Consider the following 17,416-nt stretch of genomic DNA (forward strand, 5'->3'; position numbering starts at 1 on the left):
CTAGAACAAAAAAAGATCTCTAGTTCTGGAGATCTTTTTCTAGTAATTGAATTCCTGTTTTCTTTTTGATCCTCTTGTAAGCTCCATTCTTTCTCATTCTTTGTAATCCAACTTCAATTGAATCTCTTAAAATAATATTTCTTTTTGCCAACATCGGGTAGAGCTTAATCATATAACCAAGCTCATTAATAATTTTATACTTCTTGTTCCTACTTTTTTTCATAATATTCTTAAAATTTTGAATCGTCGTAACGACTCCGTCAATACGACCAATATCTAATAGATCGAAGGCCTGCTCTAATCTATTTACTTCATAGCGTACATCAACTGGAATTTTATGATGAATATAATGAGCACCTCTTGGTATGCCTAGAGTTAAACCAGTGAGTCCTCGCTGGCCAATATTCTTAAATTTTTCGGGATTATTAGTAATTACAGCAAAGTTCAATTCAACAATAGGAGTGTTAGTAAAAACCAATTCTTTAGAGTTTACATTATCTTTATGCCACCCAACTTCAACATCATAGGTTCCCTTAATGAGCTCTTTAATAACTCTTTTTGAAGGTATCTTAGAGATTTCGAATGTAGTATCCTTCATTTCTTTTGCAATTTCAGCATAAAGTAATTTAGAAATACCAACCCACTCCTTAGGAGAACCTAAGGAGACTTGATAGATTGTTTTTCCATGTGCTGAAAATAGAATTATGAAATATAGTAGAAGGCTTTTTAACACTTATTCCCACTCAATTGTTCCAGGAGGTTTAGAAGTTATATCGTAAACAACTCTTGTCACACCTTTTACTTCATTAGTAATTCGAGAAGATACCTTTGTCAAAAAATCTCTTGGCATATCAGACCAAGTTGCTGTCATTCCATCTGAACTATTAACCATTCTTAAGCATATGACCTCTTCATACGCTCTTGCATCGCCTTTAACTCCCACAGTTTTTACTGGTAAGAGAACCGTTAAGGCCTGCCAGGTGGATTGATAAAGTCCATGATTATTTAATTCTTCAAATAGTATTTGATCAGAATGCTGAACCTTAACTACCGACTCAGGCTTTAACTCCCCTAAGACTCGAATGCCAATGCCCGGTCCAGGAAAAGGATGCCGATATACCCAAGAGTGCTCCAAGTGAAGTTCTTCCCCAAGCTTTCTAACTTCATCTTTAAATAAGTATCTTAAAGGCTCTAAAAGTTTTAACTTCATTCTCTCAGGAAGTCCTCCAACATTATGATGGGACTTTATAGTTACAGATTTCCCATCTTTTTCATGAGGAGAAATTGATTCAATAACATCAGGATACAATGTTCCTTGAAGTAAATAGTCAAATTGAATACCATGATCTTTTTCATACTCATGAACCTTTTTTTCAAAAACTTCAATGAATGTTGTCCCAATCATTTTCCTTTTATCTTCAGGGTCTGAAAGTCCTTTAAGCTTGTTTAAGAAAAATTCCTTCACATCAATAATCTCAATATTGAGAGGAAGCTTCTCTTGTAAAAGTTTGATATGTCCTAAGTCCTGTGGTCTCAAAAGACCATGATCAACAAAGAAACAGTGAAGATCATCACCTAAAACATGATGTGATAACATTGCAGCAACAAGAGAATCGACACCGCCAGAAAAAGCACAAAGAACCTTCTTTTTGCCAATGCTTCGAACCAGCTCAGTAGCCTCTTCCAACATTTGTCCAGCACTCCACTCACTTTTTAGTTCTGCTATATTTCTCAAGAAATGATTTAAAATATCTTTACCATGATCACTATGTTCTACTTCGGGATGAAACTGCAATCCAAGAATTTTTCGAGATTGATGTTGAATACCTGCTATTAGTCCGTTATGACTTTTAATAACTACATCAAAATCTTTTGGTACTACAGAAATATGATCAGAGTGTGACATCCAGACATTAACTTTACTTGGACAATTCTCAAATAGATGCCCCTGTTCAAAATTAATTTCAGCATGACCATATTCACCAATAGTTCCTCTTTCAACTTTTCCTTCAAAGTATCGACCTAAGAGTTGCATCCCGTAGCAAATACCTAATATAGGTAAGTCCGTTTTACTAAATATAAATGAATAATCATTTTCGTCCTCAAAGACTGATTGAGGGCCTCCACTCAAAATTAAAGCTTCTGGCAATTGGCCATTTTCGAACAATTCTCTACACTCCGACAAAGTGATTATCTCACCGGAGTATCCTAGCTCTCTAGTCTTTCTAGTGATGAGCTGAGTATATTGTGAACCAAAGTCTACAATCCATATTTGTCTTTCTAATAGTTTTTCACTTTTCATATTGTGCCTAAGATTTTTGATAGTTTGGAGCTTCTTTTGTAATCATAACATCATGTGGATGAGACTCTTTTAAAGATGCTGCTGTGATTTGTATAAATTCAGATTTTTCTTGCAGTTGTTCTATTGTCATCGCGCCAACATAACCCATTCCAGCTCTCAGACCACCAAGCATTTGATAAATATTTGATGCAAGAGATCCTCTGTACGGAACTTGTCCCTCAATCCCCTCTGGAACTAATTTTTGAATTTCATCCACTGCACCTTGCCCATATCTATCTTTAGATCCAAGGGCCATAGCTCCAAGAGAGCCCATACCTCGGTATACTTTATAATGTCTTCCTTGATAGAGAATCATCTCTCCTGGAGACTCATCACATCCAGCAAAAAGAGACCCTAGCATTACACAACTTGCACCAGCCGCGATTGCCTTAACAATATCACCAGAGTACTTAATCCCTCCGTCAGCAATCATTGGAAGATTCAATTTCTTACAGGCCACAGCACATTCCATAACAGCACCAAGTTGAGGAACACCAATTCCTGCCACAACCCTAGTCGTACATATTGATCCTGGACCAATTCCAACTTTTACACCATCAGCTCCGGCCTTGTCTAAATCTTCACAGGCCTTCGCCGTAGCAACATTACCTGCGATGATATCAACTTCAGCAAATGTTGATTTAAGCTTCTTAATCATTTCGATGACACCAATGGAATGCCCATGGGCAGTATCAACAACAAGGGCATCAACCCCGGCTTCAACTAAACGAAGTGCTCTATCAAATTCTTTATCTCCTACTCCCATAGCTGCCGCGACTCTCAAGCGTCCAAATTGATCTTTATTAGAGTGAGGGAAGTCTTGTTTTTTTAATATATCCTTAATCGTGATAAGACCTGAAAGTCTTCCTTTTTCGTCTACAACTGGAAGCTTCTCTATCCTATGCTTATGTAACAACATCTGGGCCTCAGTTGGGTCAATCCCTTTTCTTGCAGTTACGAGCTCTTCTTTCTTTGTCATAATATCTTTTACTTTTGTACTCATACTCGTTTCGAATTGTGTGTCTCGACTCGTAATGATTCCAACGCAAACATTATTTGAATCTACAACAGGCATCCCAGTTACTTTCCTCTCTCTTGAGAGTTTATAAACCTCTTCAAGAGTAAAATCAGGAGAAACTGTTACAGGATCTAGAACCATTCCTGCTTCAAATTTTTTAACCTTCTCAACCTCTTTTGCCTGTCTTATTGGGTCTAGGTTTTTATGAATAACTCCTATTCCACCCTGTTGAGCAAGAACAATTGCAGCTCTTCCTTCTGTAACTGTATCCATTGCCGCAGAGACAATAGGTATATTAAGTTCGATATTTTTCGAAAATCTAGATTTTAAAATTGCATCCGCAGGAAGCATTTCAGAATATCCTGGCTTTAATAAAACATCATCATATGTCAGTGCTACGACTGGAGATAGTTTACTCATATTCACCTCTTAAAAAGTTAATTAACTTGCTGAAATTATAACTTATCTCAAGATAGAAAACGAGGTGGAATCCCTTGCTCAATAGACTGAAAATTATTAGTTGATTATTTTTGTTGCGGGACTAGATAGGACCATTGCTTAGCAGTGGTCCTAAAGAAATTTAATATGATTGCTTATAGTCTTGGTCATAATTCTTTAATTCTTGAATTAAAGAGTTTACTTCTTTTGAATGTCTAAGCTGTTTTGAATACTCTCTCATCAGTGAACTTTCAAAAGCATCATTTTTTAACTTAACAGCTGGCTCCATCTGTATTGAAGCAGGAGCTCTTGTTGATTTCTTTTTAACAGAAGCAATTGATCTAGATTTCTTCTTTTTCTGACCAAATACATAGACCTTAACTTTTGACTTACTAGCATAACTTGGCGCAAACTTCTTTTTCACCTTTTTTGCCTTTAATTTTGTTATATTCTGAGAATGATAATTCAATAACATATCATCTTTTTGAAGATCTCTCTTCTTAGGTCTTATATAAATAATTCCTGATTCTTGCGACATTGCCGAATTAGATACTCTACTTGGAGCGACAGGTTCTTCAGCAACAGAAGCAATTGTTCTTTGTACCGTTTTCTTACTTACTATCGGCGCAATATCTTCTGAAGATAGAATTGAAGCAACATTCTTAGTTGGCTTCTTCGCCACATTTTTCTTATCGAATAGACCTTGCACTTTAGCGAAAGTATTCTTTCCTACAGGTGTAGGATTTCTAGGTGCACCATTTTCATAATCTTTTGATATAAATGAAAACTTCCCTGATGAAACTTCAGTAGTCAAATGGTCCTGGAATAGATTTCCAAATTCAACTGTCCCATTAAGAACTAAAAGTTGTGTTTTACCGCTACTATTATCAAAGTCAATTATTGACTCTCCATTAGAGAATTCAAGACGAGCATTTGGAGTTTGAACTTGATAACCCGCAGACGATCCTGAAATTGATTCCATCCACAAATAACCATTTTGTAATTCAATAATACCTTTTAGAGACCTGATATTCCCGCCACCTGCCAAGTGAAACAACTGGTCTTGATAATTTACAAATGAAACCTGAGACCCTACTTCCGTAAATATCTGCTGAAAATCATATACATGATCACCAGCTTTTAACAAAGTAGTTTTCTCTTTCGTTACAAGAAAAGCATTACCTTTCACCGAACGTATCATTAGCTCAGGAGATTCACCTAAGCTATTAAAAGAGAATAATAATGTTGTAAGTAGAGCTAGTTGCCTAGTTCTTCTTATGACGTTGAACAATTTTTTCATAATGTGTACTCAAGATTTTCCATTCGGAAGTGTTTCTATATTTCATTCTAAATTCTTCAACTGTTGAGAAGAATTTTTCGTGATGTCCTAATTTTAAATTTGCCAAGGCCATCCATAACTTTGCTCCTCTATAGAACTTAGATGTTGGATACCCTTCAACTAGGCTTTCAAAGTTTTGAACGGCCCAATCATAATGTTTCCCAGACTCAAATGATGCAACACCAGCTTGAAATAAAAACTGGTCATCAAGACTCTTGTCACCTGGAAATTGTGTTTTGAAAGTATTAAAGAACTGAGCAGATTTTTCAAAATTCTTCAAAGAGAATTCCTTCTCTGCAACTGCTAAAACTTGACCTGGCTTCCATTTATAAACATCAAATTGTACCAAATCATTTCCCGCAGAAACTGGTCTTACAGAAGCGATTGTTCTAGCAGGTCTCTTACCTTCTTTAGCTTCTTGCAGTTGAACTTTTAAGTATTGATTCTTACTTTCTAATGACGTAATCTCAGTCATTAGACTAGAAATTTTCATTTTCAACATTCTATTTTCTTTCGAAATTTGTAAGATTGTATCTTCATGTTGATTAATGATCTGTGCTCTTCTTTCTATATGTGAACTTAGTTCACAAGAAGTAAATGTTGTTAGCAAAGCTAATATAAATGTCATTTTCATGGTCTGCTTCATAGGTTACCCTTATATAAAAACCTTAATCGTCCAATAGAGTATCGGAAGAAATTTAAATAAATTTAGGGAATTGTTGAGAAAAACCCTATTTAAGGGTCTAAGTGGTAAAAATTAAGAGATTATTTCTGAAAATTTGAAAAAATATCGAGTAATATATCGATACCATCAACTATCGGAGCAGGACCAGGCTGCAAAAAAATTGCGGGATCTAACTCAAATACGTTCTTATTTTTAATTGCCGCCACGCTTTGAATCGCTTCTCTATTTAAAATCGAGTCTATATCAACTTTCTTGCCACACCAACAAGCTAGAATAATATCTGGATTAAATGTCGAGATATCCTCTTGCTTTAAAATTCTGTCTTTTGCTAAAGTAGACCTACTCATTTCCATATGTACGACTTCTCCCCCACATATTTCAACAATTTCGCTAAACCATTGAATTCCACAAATCAATGGTTCATCCCACTCCTCAATATAAACTCTTGGTCTCTTTGTGAAAGTGGACGCGATCTCCTGCGCTTTCTCGATTTTAGCTTTTAAAGTATCTATATATATAGCTGTCTTGTCTTGCTCTCCAATTAGGTTTCCAAGCATGTGTATATAGCTTAAAATTTCAGCAATAGATCTGTGATTAGCAATGAAGACATTTAGCCCGGCACCGATTAAATCTCTGGCTATATCTTTTTGAATATCTGAAAATCCAAGCACTAAATCTGGCTTCATTTTTGTAATTTTCTTTATATTTGCGTGAGTAAAAGCACTTATTGTCGGTTTTTTCTTCGCCTCAAGAGGCCTTTCAACATAGACAGATACTCCAACAATTAAGTCTTCCCTACCTAAAGCATAGAGAGTCTCTACACTCTCTTCAGTCATACATATAATAGATTTAGGAAAAAAGTCACTCATAGAAACCTCTTTGTATCTCAATATAGAGAAAATTGTCATTTTTTAGTCAATTTTGACTATAAAGCTCAACTTCGATAGGCAAATAACGATAAAATGATAATATATAAAAATTGTAAATATTTAAATGGATTAATAAATGTTTTTTAGAATAGTAGTACTCCTTTTAGTATCCCTCTCTTCGTTTGCTGGCCAGGACAAGAGCGAAGAAAATATTCCAAAACTTCCTGTTAAGTTCTATGCTCAAGTTCTTAAAGTCCAAAATCAGAACTACCTTGCACTAAATTATTCAAACCACAAAAAATGGCACACTTATTGGAAGAACCCTGGAGACGCTGGGCTTGCCCTGGCCTTTAAATTTAAAATCAATAATCAAGAAACGACCCTTGAAGAATTAGAGTGGCCAGTTCCTAAGAAATATATTGAAAAAGGTGACATGCTTGCTTTCGGTTATGAAGATGAATACTCCATCTTTTTTAAACTCCCACAAAAATCCGAAGACCATAAAATTTCGATTTATTCAAACTGGCTTGTTTGTAAACATGTTTGTATACCTGGTGAAATTACCGTCTCTGGAAAAATATCGAATAATGAACTAACTGAATTAGAAGGGAATACATTTGTTCAAGATAAGGATACAACCCTTGAACACTTCCAAAAACTTCCTAAACAGATCGAGTTCCCTACTAACCTAGATCTAATACTTTCTAAAGGACCAGACAAAGATTCAAATAAATTAAACCTTTATTATAACTTTAGCACTAAGTCTGCACTTAACTACGATAGAAGTAGAAATCTACTTACTCCGTTTCCTGTTGAACCATTTAGCTGGACAAGAGAAAAAGTTTACAAAGATAAGAATGGTAACCTCTATGCTAGTTATCCTATAGAATGGGATGGAGAATATATGGAGCCGGAGATGCCCCTTCCAAAAGACGGTGTTTTCAAAGAACCATTTGAGCTAAAATTTCTTTTTGCAAATCCTGAAAATGGACAAATTTCAATCATAAAGAAAACTTTTCGTTCATTTTCTCTCGACTCGGGAGATCAGTTTCAACGTTTTACAGAGTTACTTAAACCAATATCTTTCTCAAATGAAATCAAGGCACAATCAACTTCTTTGGCCACTCTACCAATTGGAGAAAGTAAAACAGGGCTCTTAAGCTATTTAATTTTTGCATTCATTGGTGGATTAATTTTAAACTTCATGCCTTGCGTTCTACCAGTTATTTCCATCAAGCTCTTTAGTCTTATTCAGCATAAAGGACAATCTAAAAAGAAAATACTAAAACATAACTTGAGCTACACTCTAGGTATATTATTCACATTCGCGGTCCTAGCTCTTACAATCGTTCTTTTTAAGCAAGCTGGAGAACAGGTAGGATGGGGCTTTCAACTACAATCTCCCACTTTTGTACTCTCTATGATTTTTGTACTCTTCATTTTTGCACTCAATATGTTTGGGTTATTTGAATTTAGAACACCTGGAGGATCGAAATTAGGAAATATAAAAACTGATGAAAGCTTCATTGGTGACTTTCTATCGGGAGTACTTGCAACGATTCTATCTACCCCATGTTCTGCACCTTTTCTTGGGACGGCCTTAACCTTTGCCTTCACTTCTAGTACGGCAATGATCTTTCTGGTTTTTATTTTTATAGGTCTTGGTTTAGCATTTCCTTTTATCTTAACGGCCTTGATTCCTTCTACAATAGCTTTCCTTCCTAGACCAGGAATGTGGATGGAGAAGCTTAAAAAGTTTTTAGGAATCACCCTCATTCTAACAGCTATATGGCTAACAGATGTATTTCTAACTCTGCAAGGAGACTTTATTCTTCTTAAGCTTAATATTGCACTTGCTTTATGTTTCTTTGCATTTTATATGCAAAAAAATATTACTAAATCGAAGCTTTTTATTTGCTTAGCACATTTGCTATATATCCTTCTCATTGGAAATATTCTTTTGACTCCTCAGCAAACAATAGAAAGTACTTCTAGTATTAAAGAATCACATAGTGAACTCAAGTGGGAGAAGTGGTCGGAAACTGCTATGAATAAGGCCAAAGAAGACAATAAGCTAGTTTTTATGGACTTTACCGCGAAATGGTGTTTTACGTGTAAAGTGAACGAAAGACTTGTAATAGAGACAGACGACTTTAAAAAGCTAGTAAAGCAAAAAAATGTAACTCTTCTTCTTGGTGATTGGACAAAAAGAGACCCTATTATTGGAAAGTGGCTACGAACTCAAGGGCACGTTGGAGTTCCAGCATATTTTGTCATTAACTCGAAAGGAGAATTGATAAAGCTTGGAGAAACGATAACTATTAGTAAGATAGAAAAGAGCTTGAATTAATCAAGCTCAAACTTTGCGGGCTGCCTCATTAGTTTAGTCAATACCTCTTGTGGATCAGCATTTTCATACAATACTCGATACACACCTTGAAATATATTTGCTCTAATCTCGTACTTCTTCGAAACGAGATGAACTGCTTTTGCTGTCTTATAGCCCTCAACAACAGTTCTCTGAGAAGCTATTATTTCTTCGGCCGTTCTTCCCTTTGCTAATTCTAGTCCAAAACTCTTATTTCTCGAAAGATCTCCCGTCGTCGTCAAAATAAGATCCCCCATTCCACTCAATCCATAGAAAGTTTCAGGACGAGCATTGTACACCTTTCCGAAACGAAGCATTTCAGCAATTCCTCGTGTGATCATTGCTGCTCTAGTATTGTGATTATAGCCAAGACCTTCAACGATACCACCAGCAATTGCCAATATATTCTTCAAGGCCCCACCAAGTAGAACTCCTTTAATATCGTAGCTAGGAAGGACTTTAAAATATGAAGTATCTAACATTTTTGAAACTGACTGAAGAACTTTCCTAGACCTTCCCGCTAGAGTTACTAAAGTTATTTGTTCCTCTAGAATTTCTTTAGCAAAACTCGGTCCAGATAAGAAAGTAAAGAGTTCACGATGATGGCTCCATAAATCAAAGAAAAGATCATCTGCAAGCTCTAGAGTTTCAGGGTCGATCCCTTTAGATAAAGAAACAATTGGAATATTCTTATCTAGGTATGTAGAAAATCTATCAAAGTTTTCTTGGAAAAAAGAAGAAATGCCAGCAGTTGGTAGTCCTGAAACAATAATTTCTATCTTACCAGTAGTTTTCTCATCTACTTCCTCCCAAGTGAGGGCAGGAATTATATTGCTAGAAAGTTTTAGTCCAGGTAAGTAAACAGAGTTTTCACCTTCTAATAGTCCATTATAGACATCTTCAGATCTAACTTTAAGAATAACTTGTTTGAAATTATTGGCCAAAACTGATGCCAGCGCAGTTCCAAAAGCTCCTGCACCAACAACCAATGCACAATCATATGACATTATGAACTCCATTCATTAATTAAATATAACTATATCTTACTACAGAGATATGATTCCTGGAATAACAGAAACCTTTTCATAGAACTCAAGAACTTGCTGGGATGATTCGCAATTAACAGTAATACTAACAGAGGTATATTTACCATTTTTCGACGGCTTCTGTGTCATCACATATTTTGCCGTGAACTTTTCTAACGATGATAATTCAGAGGTAGGCACAATAAACTTGAACAAATATGGAGCTGGCCAAGTATATGACTCATCAAGCAATTCTTTTAATTTTTCCATTGATTCCATAACGTAACTCCAACTAATTAGCTCAACTTTTATAAGATATGGTTTTCATAGAGTCAAGGCTAAGACTTTAACATTTAACTAATTTCAATAGTTTCCGATGAGAATATATCGAGGAAAAATTGTGAAAATACTTATACTGATTTTAGTTTCAATTTCTAATTGTTATGCAAGTGATTACTTAAGCTTTGCCGATTTCTTAGAGAAAAATCCAGGTCAAGATATTATTCATCAAAACTTCTCTAAACAAGTAAGGCAATCATCGGTAAAAATAAAGAAAAATCAGCAAAAGAAAATAAAAATTTCGATAGTCTACCCTGGCAAGCAAATTTCAGATTACTGGAAAAGAAGTGTTAAGTCTTTTAAGCTGAGAATGGATGAGTTGAATATAGACTATCAAATTGAAGAATTTTCTACCGAAAAAAAACAAATTAGAGAACAGGCAAAGAATATAAAAAAATCTTTAAAAGGAAATCCTGACTACCTTGTTTTCACTCTTGACTCTAATAAGCACACCAAACTAATTTCTCAGATACTGGAGCAAAGAAAGACAAAACTCATTTTACAAAATATTACAACTCCTAAGAAAATGTGGCTAGAGAATCCTCCTTTCTTGTACGTAGGGTTTGATCACGAAAGAGGAAGTCAGCTACTTATTGAAAGGTTAGAAAAATCCTTCCCTAATGGGGGTAGATACGCAATGCTCTATTACACAGATGGCTATGTAAGTAAAATGCGAGGCGAAACAGTCATCAAGAAGCTTAACAAGAATAAAAAATGGACCCTCTTAGGAAAGTACTACACGGACGGAAAAGAAGAAAAAGTTAGAAAGGCCCTAATAGATCTAACAAAGAGAGAAAAGAATATAGACATACTTTTTACTTGCGCAACAGATATAGCAATCACTTCGGAAAAATTTGAAAAAGAAAGAAATTATAACTTCTTTATAAATGGTTGGGGCGGTGGAAGTGCTGAACTAGAGAGCATAACTAGTTCAAAAAAGAATGGAATTGATTACACTGTAATGAGAATAAATGATGATAATGGTGTAGCAATGGCAGAAGCAATAAAGTTAGATATAGAAAATAAGTCTCACTTAATTCCAAAAGTTTTTTCTGGAGAAATGGTCATTATTGATAAAGAGACTACTATAAATGAACTTAATTCACTGAAAGCTCGCTCCTTTAGGTACTCTGATAAATGAAGAAAGACTATAACCTATCCATACTTTTAGGTTTCATTATACTTATAACTAACTTTATAGTTATTACCCCTATACTATTTCTTCAGTATCAATCTTCGTCATCAATTTTTAGAGAAAACTTAATTAACAACTTCGACGAAGAATTTAAACTTTCCAAGCTATTTTTAGAATCAGAGTTTTCAAACCTACATAATCAAACTAAACGTGTTTCAGAAAACCTCTATATAAGAGAAAGCCTCGAGAGTAATAATGAAAGTAAAATCAAAAAATCTCTTGAAGATGCATACAATTATGACTCCTCTAGCGACTTTCTTGCACTTTCATATGAAGACGATAGGAAAATAATAGATGTTAGTATCAATATTTTAGAAACTAATGAAGTTCTTAGTAACTATATAAAAAATTATCACGAAAACAGAAGTTCTCTTATATCATATAAAGGACTACTCGTTTATTTTACAAGTCATCCAATTACTAGTCATGCAACCGGGCGAGTTCTAGGAACACTTCATAGTGGATTACTTTTAAATAAAAATACAGATTTAACGACTAGAATTGCTGAAAAACTAACCCATAAAACATTTAATATTGTTTATGAGAAAAGGCTTATATCTGGAACAAGACCAATCAAACAATCCATTCTTGATAAAATACATCCTTTGAATGAAAAAGAGCTTATACCTATTGAAAATAAGATCTATTACAAATCAATACTAAATATCAGCAACGTAAAGCTAGAGCTTCTTTTTATCTCTAAAAAGAATATAATTCAAAACCTTCGCGTCTCATTTTTAAAGACTTTTCTTTTTACTATTATTATTACAATAATATTAAGTATTTCAGCTGCAACAATTGCAAACAAGTCGTTATTACCTCCTCTAAATAGACTACTTGCATATCTAGAAAATTCAATAAAGGATGAAGAGTTAAAGATTCATCACCGAAGTACTATCAAAGAATTTAATCTTATCAGCGATAGCTTCTCTACTGTTTTTGTAAATTTTCAAAAAAAGAAAAATCAACTGTCTCGCTATATAGAGTCCTCAAATCTTCCAACACTTATATGGGATAAAGACCACAAGCTTCTCCAATACAACGACTCAGCTCAGCTACTTTTTGGGATAAAGAAGAATAGAGATAATATTGTAAATGACACTCTTCTTTCAAAATGCTTCAAGCTGAGCCAGCTCATTGAACAGGCCCAAAGAGGCGAACAGATTAATAATGAAGAAGTTATTTTTAAATCATTTGATGAATGGAAGTACACTTCATGGACTATGAGTTATGATCCAGAGGAAAAAACTTATTTTGCACAATGTTTCGATAACACGGAAAAAGTTCATGCCAGTAAAAAAATTGAAGAAGAAAGATCAAACACGATTCATAATCAAAAGCTAGCAGCTCTTGGTGAAGTCGCGGGAAGTATTGCTCATGAAGTAAATAATCCAATGGGTGTTATTTCCCTATCACTAGCTCTCTTAGAATCTGAGCTTAAATTGATAAAAATGGAAGAGACTAAGGCAAATATAATTAAGTCCTATTTAACAAATATCGATGATTCTGTTCAAAGAACTACTACAATAGTCTCTCACTTTTTAGACTTTTCTAGAGATTCCAAAAAAGATAAACAAGTGGTGCGAGAAGTTAATCAGATAATTAAAAAATCTCTTATTTTCATAGAAGAGAAGGTTAAAAGAAAGAAGATATCACTTAAGCTTAAGATTGAAGATGGTAGTCAATGCTTCATAAAGGAAACTCAATTTTCACAAGTAATGATTAATTTAATTAATAACTCCATCGACGCACTAGAAAATGCTAAGCAAAAGGAAATTATCATCGAAGCATTCACAGATGAGGAGTTTTGTTATTTGAACTTTAAAGACACTGGACCAGGCATACCAAAAGATATTATAGAATCTATCTTTACACCTTTTTATACTACCAAAGCACAAGGCAAGGGAACAGGCCTAGGATTATCTATTTCAAAGTCTATTATTATCGAGATGGGTGGAACTCTAGAATTAGTTAAATCTATTTCAGGAGCCCACTTTGTGATAAAGCTTCCTAAAAGTCCTAGTTAAACTTTATAAGCTCGCCATTAATATCTAAAATATCAGGATATAAGTTTCTTGAATATCGGATAATATCTATCACTTCTCTAACACAGCCAGGAGCTGGAGTAGAGGTAACATAATCAACTCTATCTTTTATTTCTTCACTCGTATTTGGAACCGTAGCAGAAAAGCCACTTGCCATAAGTAATGGAAGATCAAAGAATTCGTCTCCCATGAAGAGAACTTCTTCCGCTTTATAACCTTGATCAAGAAGCTTTTGAAATCCTTCTCTCTTATCCTCATTTCCGTAATATACAAAATCGAGTTTTAAATTCTCTTTGAATCTTTTAATCACACTGAGAGAATCTCCCCCAGTGATAACGCCTACTTTAAAACCAAAGTTCTTAAGCATTTTTAATCCATAGCCGTCACTTGTGTCAGTAAATCTATTCCATCCCATTTCGTCACCGCTGTACCAGACTCTTCCGTCAGTTAGGATACCATCCACATCAAAAGCAACAACTTTGATCTTATCTAGCTTTGCTTGAAACTTCTTGGCAACTTCTCTTAAATCACGACTCACGACATACCTCTTTAATTGTAATTAATTGCTTAACGATAGACTTAACACGCTTGATATCCAAACAAGTTGCTGAGTCTGAAAGTGCATTTGTTGGGTCTGGATGACATTCCATAAAAATACCATCTGCTCCCGCTGCTACGGCGGCTTTTGCTAAAGTTAAAATTTGCTCTCTCTTTCCACCTGTAAAAGTTCCATTTCCACCAGGCTTTTGAACACAGTGAGTAGCATCGTGGATTGCCCTCACACCAAAACTTTTCATTATTTCAAAACTTGCCATATCAACAACAAGGTTATTGTAACCAAAACTTGTTCCTCTTTCAGTTAAAAGAATTTTTTCTTTAGGCAAGAAGTTAACTGCTTTATCAACTATATTCTTTGTTTCTTCAGGGCTGAGAAACTGTCCTTTCTTTACTTTTAGTTGCCCGCCATACTTTTTACAGGCTTCAGCTCCTGCCAAAATCATATCTGTTTGACGACAAAGAAAAGCTGGTACTTGTAATGTATGTACAACACTTGCCACTTCATCGGCTTGAGCAGGTGAATGAAAATCAGTAATTGTTGTAATACCATAAGCCTTAGATACTTTTTCTAAAATTTTAAGACCTTTCTCAATCCCTGGACCTCTATATGAATCGATACTAGAACGATTAGCCTTATCAAAACTTCCTTTAAAGTGAAAAAGAATTTTATCTTCGAATTCAGCTAAATCCTCAACCAATTTACCGGCTATATCCATTGCAAGGGTCTCACTTTCTAAAACGCAAGGCCCCATGAAGAAGTCCATTTTATTAAATTTCATATTTATCTGCCTTTTCGATGAATGATCTAAATAGTGGATGTGGTGAATACGGTCTAGACTTAAACTCCGGATGATACTGGCAAGCAATGAAGAAAGGATGCTCTTTTATCTCTATTACTTCCACTAAGTCTAAATCCTTATTTCTTCCTGAAATAACCATTCCAGCCTCACTAACTTTACTAATGTAAAGGTTATTAACTTCTAGTCGGTGACGATGTCTCTCCGAGATAACTTCTTGTCCGTATATTTTCTTAGCAAGAGAGCCTTCTAATAACTCACAGTCGTAAGCTCCTAGGCGCATACTTCCACCTTTAGAACCTTCATCACTCTGTCCCTCCATATAGTGGATGAGTAAATCACCACCACTACCAAACTCCTCAGAGGTTGCAGTCTCTAGACCTACAATATTTCTTGCAAACTCAATCATTGCGAGTTGCATCCCCAGACAAATTCCAAAGAAAGGAAGATCATTCTCTCTAGCGTATTTAATCGCTTGAATCTTCCCTTCAGTCCCTCTTTGACCAAAGCCTCCAGGAACTAGAATCCCTTGAATTTCTTTTAAAGCATCAAGCTTTCCTTTCTCTAAATCTTCAGCATCAATATAAACAGGCTCTAGCTGTAACTGACACGAGTTAGCCGCATGGTTAAGAGCTTCATCCAATGATTTATAACTTTCCACAAGTTCAGTGTACTTACCAACAATTCCAATTTTAACTTTTCTAAGTGGATTTTCGAAATTATAAACGACACTTTTTAAATCTTCGATTTTTGGAGAGACGGCCCAAATTCCTAAAAGATCAGCTATTCTCTGATCTAATCCTTGCTCATGAAAACTTAATGGTACTCTATATATTGTGTCGACATCAATTGATTGGAAGACATTAACCTTAGATACATTACAAAAAAGCGAAATCTTGTCGATTAGCGACTCTTCAATCTGCCTATCAGAACGACAAATAATAATTTGTGGAAAAAGACCCATAGACCTCAATTCTTTAACTGAGTGCTGTGCAGGTTTGGTCTTCAATTCTCCTGCAGCTCCAAGATAAGGAACTAGTACCAAGTGAACAAAGAGTACATTCTCAGGTCCTACATCATGAGCAAGTTGTCTAATAGATTCGACAAAGGGTTGAGACTCTATATCTCCAACTGTTCCACCAATTTCGCCAATAAGAACTTCAGCTTTTTCTGCTGCTAAGTGAATTCGTCTTTTAATTTCATTTGTAATATGTGGGACAACTTGAACAGTTTTTCCTAGGTACTTACCTTCTCTTTCGTTTTCAATAACATTTAAATAAACTTGTCCGGTTGTAAAATTACTAGTGCGACTTAAAGTTAGAGAAGTAAACCTTTCGTAATGACCTAGATCTAAATCTGTCTCAGCACCGTCATCTGTAACAAAAACTTCTCCATGCTGAGTAGGGCTCATAGTGCCTGGATCAACATTAATATAAGGATCCATTTTCAACATATTTACACTTAACCCTCTACGCTCCATTAATCCTGCAATACTTGCAGCAGCAAGACCCTTACCTAGGGAGCTAGCAACTCCACCGGTTATAAAAATAAACTTCTTCGCATTTTTCTTAGCTGTCACTTAAAACTCCTTCAAGTTTTTCTATATCTTCTGGGGTATCTACTCCCATTAGAGTCATATCTGTTGTGATTGCACCTATAGTGTAACCATTTTCCAGTGCCCTTAATTGTTCAAGTTTTTCACGCTTTTCATAGTATGAGCTTTCAAGGTTACAAAAATCTTCAAGAACTTCTGGTCTATAAGAGTAAATACCTATGTGTAAAAACCATTGTCCGTTAGAATCTCCATCACGGTCCATCGGAATACTTTGTCTAGAAAAGTAAAGACATTGACCTTTTATAGGAGAATATATCGCTTTAACTTTATTCTTGTCCTGAAAGTCTGCCCTATTATTGAAGTGAGGCTTTACAACAGTCGCAATATCAAAGTCACTGTTAGCGTGATATTTTGACAGTCTGCACAGCAAATCACTTTCGATAAGTGGTTCATCTCCTTGAACGTTTATCACAAGATCCCATTTCTGGTGCGAAAAGTGTCTTCTCAGTGCAAGAGCAATTCTCTCGCTTCCAGATGGTACGTCATCATCAACTCGAACAACTCTGCCACCAAAGCTATTTACATGCTCTTCAATCTGATCATTATCAGTAACGACACTAACAACCGAGTTTTTTAATTGGTCTTTAATTAAAGAACAATTTTCATAGACTCTTTGAATCATTGATTTTTTAGAGATTAAGGCCAGAGGTTTTCCAGGAAACCTAGTAGAAGCATAACGAGCAGGAATGAGTACTAGAACTCTTAAATCATTCAAAATATCTCCGTGATCTCAAGGGTAGAATTTAACACTATCCTTTAAAGTTTCCAAGTTATGATATTATAA

15 protein-coding genes are annotated in these 17,416 nt (G+C 35.1%); 3 read left to right on the top strand and 12 right to left on the bottom strand.

From position 1 onward, the window contains the following. Positions 1-19: 19 nt before the first annotated feature. The 6 genes from DPQ89_RS01475 to DPQ89_RS01500 form a co-directional block, all read right to left on the bottom strand. Entirely contained in the window at positions 20-733 is a 714-nt protein-coding gene (locus tag DPQ89_RS01475) for an ABC transporter substrate-binding protein (protein WP_127714435.1), read from the bottom strand. Then, on the bottom strand, positions 734-2,302 hold the full coding sequence (guaA, locus tag DPQ89_RS01480) for a glutamine-hydrolyzing GMP synthase (protein WP_127714437.1): 1,569 nt from the start codon (positions 2,300-2,302) through the stop codon (positions 734-736). Positions 2,303-2,309: 7 nt separating this feature from the next. Further along, on the bottom strand, positions 2,310-3,779 hold the full coding sequence (gene guaB / locus DPQ89_RS01485) for an IMP dehydrogenase (protein ID WP_127714439.1): 1,470 nt from the start codon (positions 3,777-3,779) through the stop codon (positions 2,310-2,312). A gap of 160 nt (positions 3,780-3,939) precedes the next feature. Further along, a complete protein-coding gene (locus DPQ89_RS01490; protein WP_127714441.1) occupies positions 3,940-5,097 on the bottom strand; it encodes a hypothetical protein in 1,158 nt (385 codons plus the stop codon). Continuing rightward, on the bottom strand, positions 5,063-5,782 hold the full coding sequence (locus tag DPQ89_RS01495; RefSeq protein ID WP_127714443.1) for a hypothetical protein: 720 nt from the start codon (positions 5,780-5,782) through the stop codon (positions 5,063-5,065). Before DPQ89_RS01495 ends, DPQ89_RS01490 begins: the two co-directional genes overlap by 35 nt. Positions 5,783-5,901: 119 nt before the next feature. Beyond that, positions 5,902-6,690: an ABC transporter substrate-binding protein gene (locus tag DPQ89_RS01500; RefSeq protein WP_127714445.1), complete on the bottom strand. Its 789-nt coding sequence runs from the start codon at positions 6,688-6,690 to the stop codon at positions 5,902-5,904. Positions 6,691-6,826: 136 nt separating this feature from the next. On the opposite strand from DPQ89_RS01500, the gene DPQ89_RS01505 reads away from it, so the two are divergent. Beyond that, on the top strand, positions 6,827-9,040 hold the full coding sequence (locus DPQ89_RS01505; protein ID WP_127714447.1) for a thioredoxin family protein: 2,214 nt from the start codon (positions 6,827-6,829) through the stop codon (positions 9,038-9,040). Here DPQ89_RS01505 and DPQ89_RS01510 read toward each other — a convergent pair. Together DPQ89_RS01510 and DPQ89_RS01515 are read right to left on the bottom strand one after the other, a co-directional pair. Further along, entirely contained in the window at positions 9,037-10,065 is a 1,029-nt protein-coding gene (locus DPQ89_RS01510) for an NAD(P)H-dependent glycerol-3-phosphate dehydrogenase (RefSeq protein ID WP_164848214.1), read from the bottom strand. The two genes, DPQ89_RS01505 and DPQ89_RS01510, sit on opposite strands and share 4 nt — an antisense overlap. A 39-nt stretch (positions 10,066-10,104) precedes the next feature. Continuing rightward, positions 10,105-10,362, bottom strand: coding sequence for a DUF493 family protein (locus tag DPQ89_RS01515; protein WP_127714451.1), 258 nt, complete (start codon positions 10,360-10,362; stop codon positions 10,105-10,107). Positions 10,363-10,483: 121 nt separating this feature from the next. Here DPQ89_RS01515 and DPQ89_RS01520 point away from each other — a divergent pair, with 121 nt between their 5' ends. Continuing rightward, positions 10,484-11,563 carry a substrate-binding domain-containing protein gene (locus tag DPQ89_RS01520; protein WP_127714453.1) on the top strand — a complete coding sequence of 360 codons (1,080 nt, stop codon included), beginning with the start codon at positions 10,484-10,486 and terminating at the stop codon, positions 11,561-11,563. Next, positions 11,560-13,644, top strand: coding sequence for an ATP-binding protein (locus DPQ89_RS01525; protein WP_127714455.1), 2,085 nt, complete (start codon positions 11,560-11,562; stop codon positions 13,642-13,644). The genes DPQ89_RS01520 and DPQ89_RS01525 overlap by 4 nt, the downstream gene beginning before the upstream one ends. Here DPQ89_RS01525 and DPQ89_RS01530 read toward each other — a convergent pair. From DPQ89_RS01530 to kdsB, 4 genes are read right to left on the bottom strand one after another with little or no spacing between them, the layout of a single operon-like run. Further along, positions 13,637-14,200 carry an HAD family hydrolase gene (locus tag DPQ89_RS01530; protein ID WP_127714457.1) on the bottom strand — a complete coding sequence of 188 codons (564 nt, stop codon included), beginning with the start codon at positions 14,198-14,200 and terminating at the stop codon, positions 13,637-13,639. The two genes, DPQ89_RS01525 and DPQ89_RS01530, sit on opposite strands and share 8 nt — an antisense overlap. After that, entirely contained in the window at positions 14,190-14,999 is an 810-nt protein-coding gene (gene kdsA, locus DPQ89_RS01535) for a 3-deoxy-8-phosphooctulonate synthase (protein ID WP_127714459.1), read from the bottom strand. Before kdsA ends, DPQ89_RS01530 begins: the two co-directional genes overlap by 11 nt. Further along, positions 14,989-16,596 (bottom strand): CTP synthase, encoded by a 1,608-nt coding sequence (locus tag DPQ89_RS01540; protein WP_127714461.1) that lies wholly within the window; start codon positions 16,594-16,596, stop codon positions 14,989-14,991. Before DPQ89_RS01540 ends, kdsA begins: the two co-directional genes overlap by 11 nt. Continuing rightward, positions 16,586-17,347 (bottom strand): 3-deoxy-manno-octulosonate cytidylyltransferase, encoded by a 762-nt coding sequence (gene kdsB / locus DPQ89_RS01545; RefSeq protein WP_164848215.1) that lies wholly within the window; start codon positions 17,345-17,347, stop codon positions 16,586-16,588. Before kdsB ends, DPQ89_RS01540 begins: the two co-directional genes overlap by 11 nt. Positions 17,348-17,416 lie beyond the last annotated feature (69 nt).

The organism is Halobacteriovorax sp. HLS (assembly GCF_004006665.1).
Taxonomy (GTDB): Bacteria; Bdellovibrionota; Bacteriovoracia; order Bacteriovoracales; family Bacteriovoracaceae; genus Halobacteriovorax.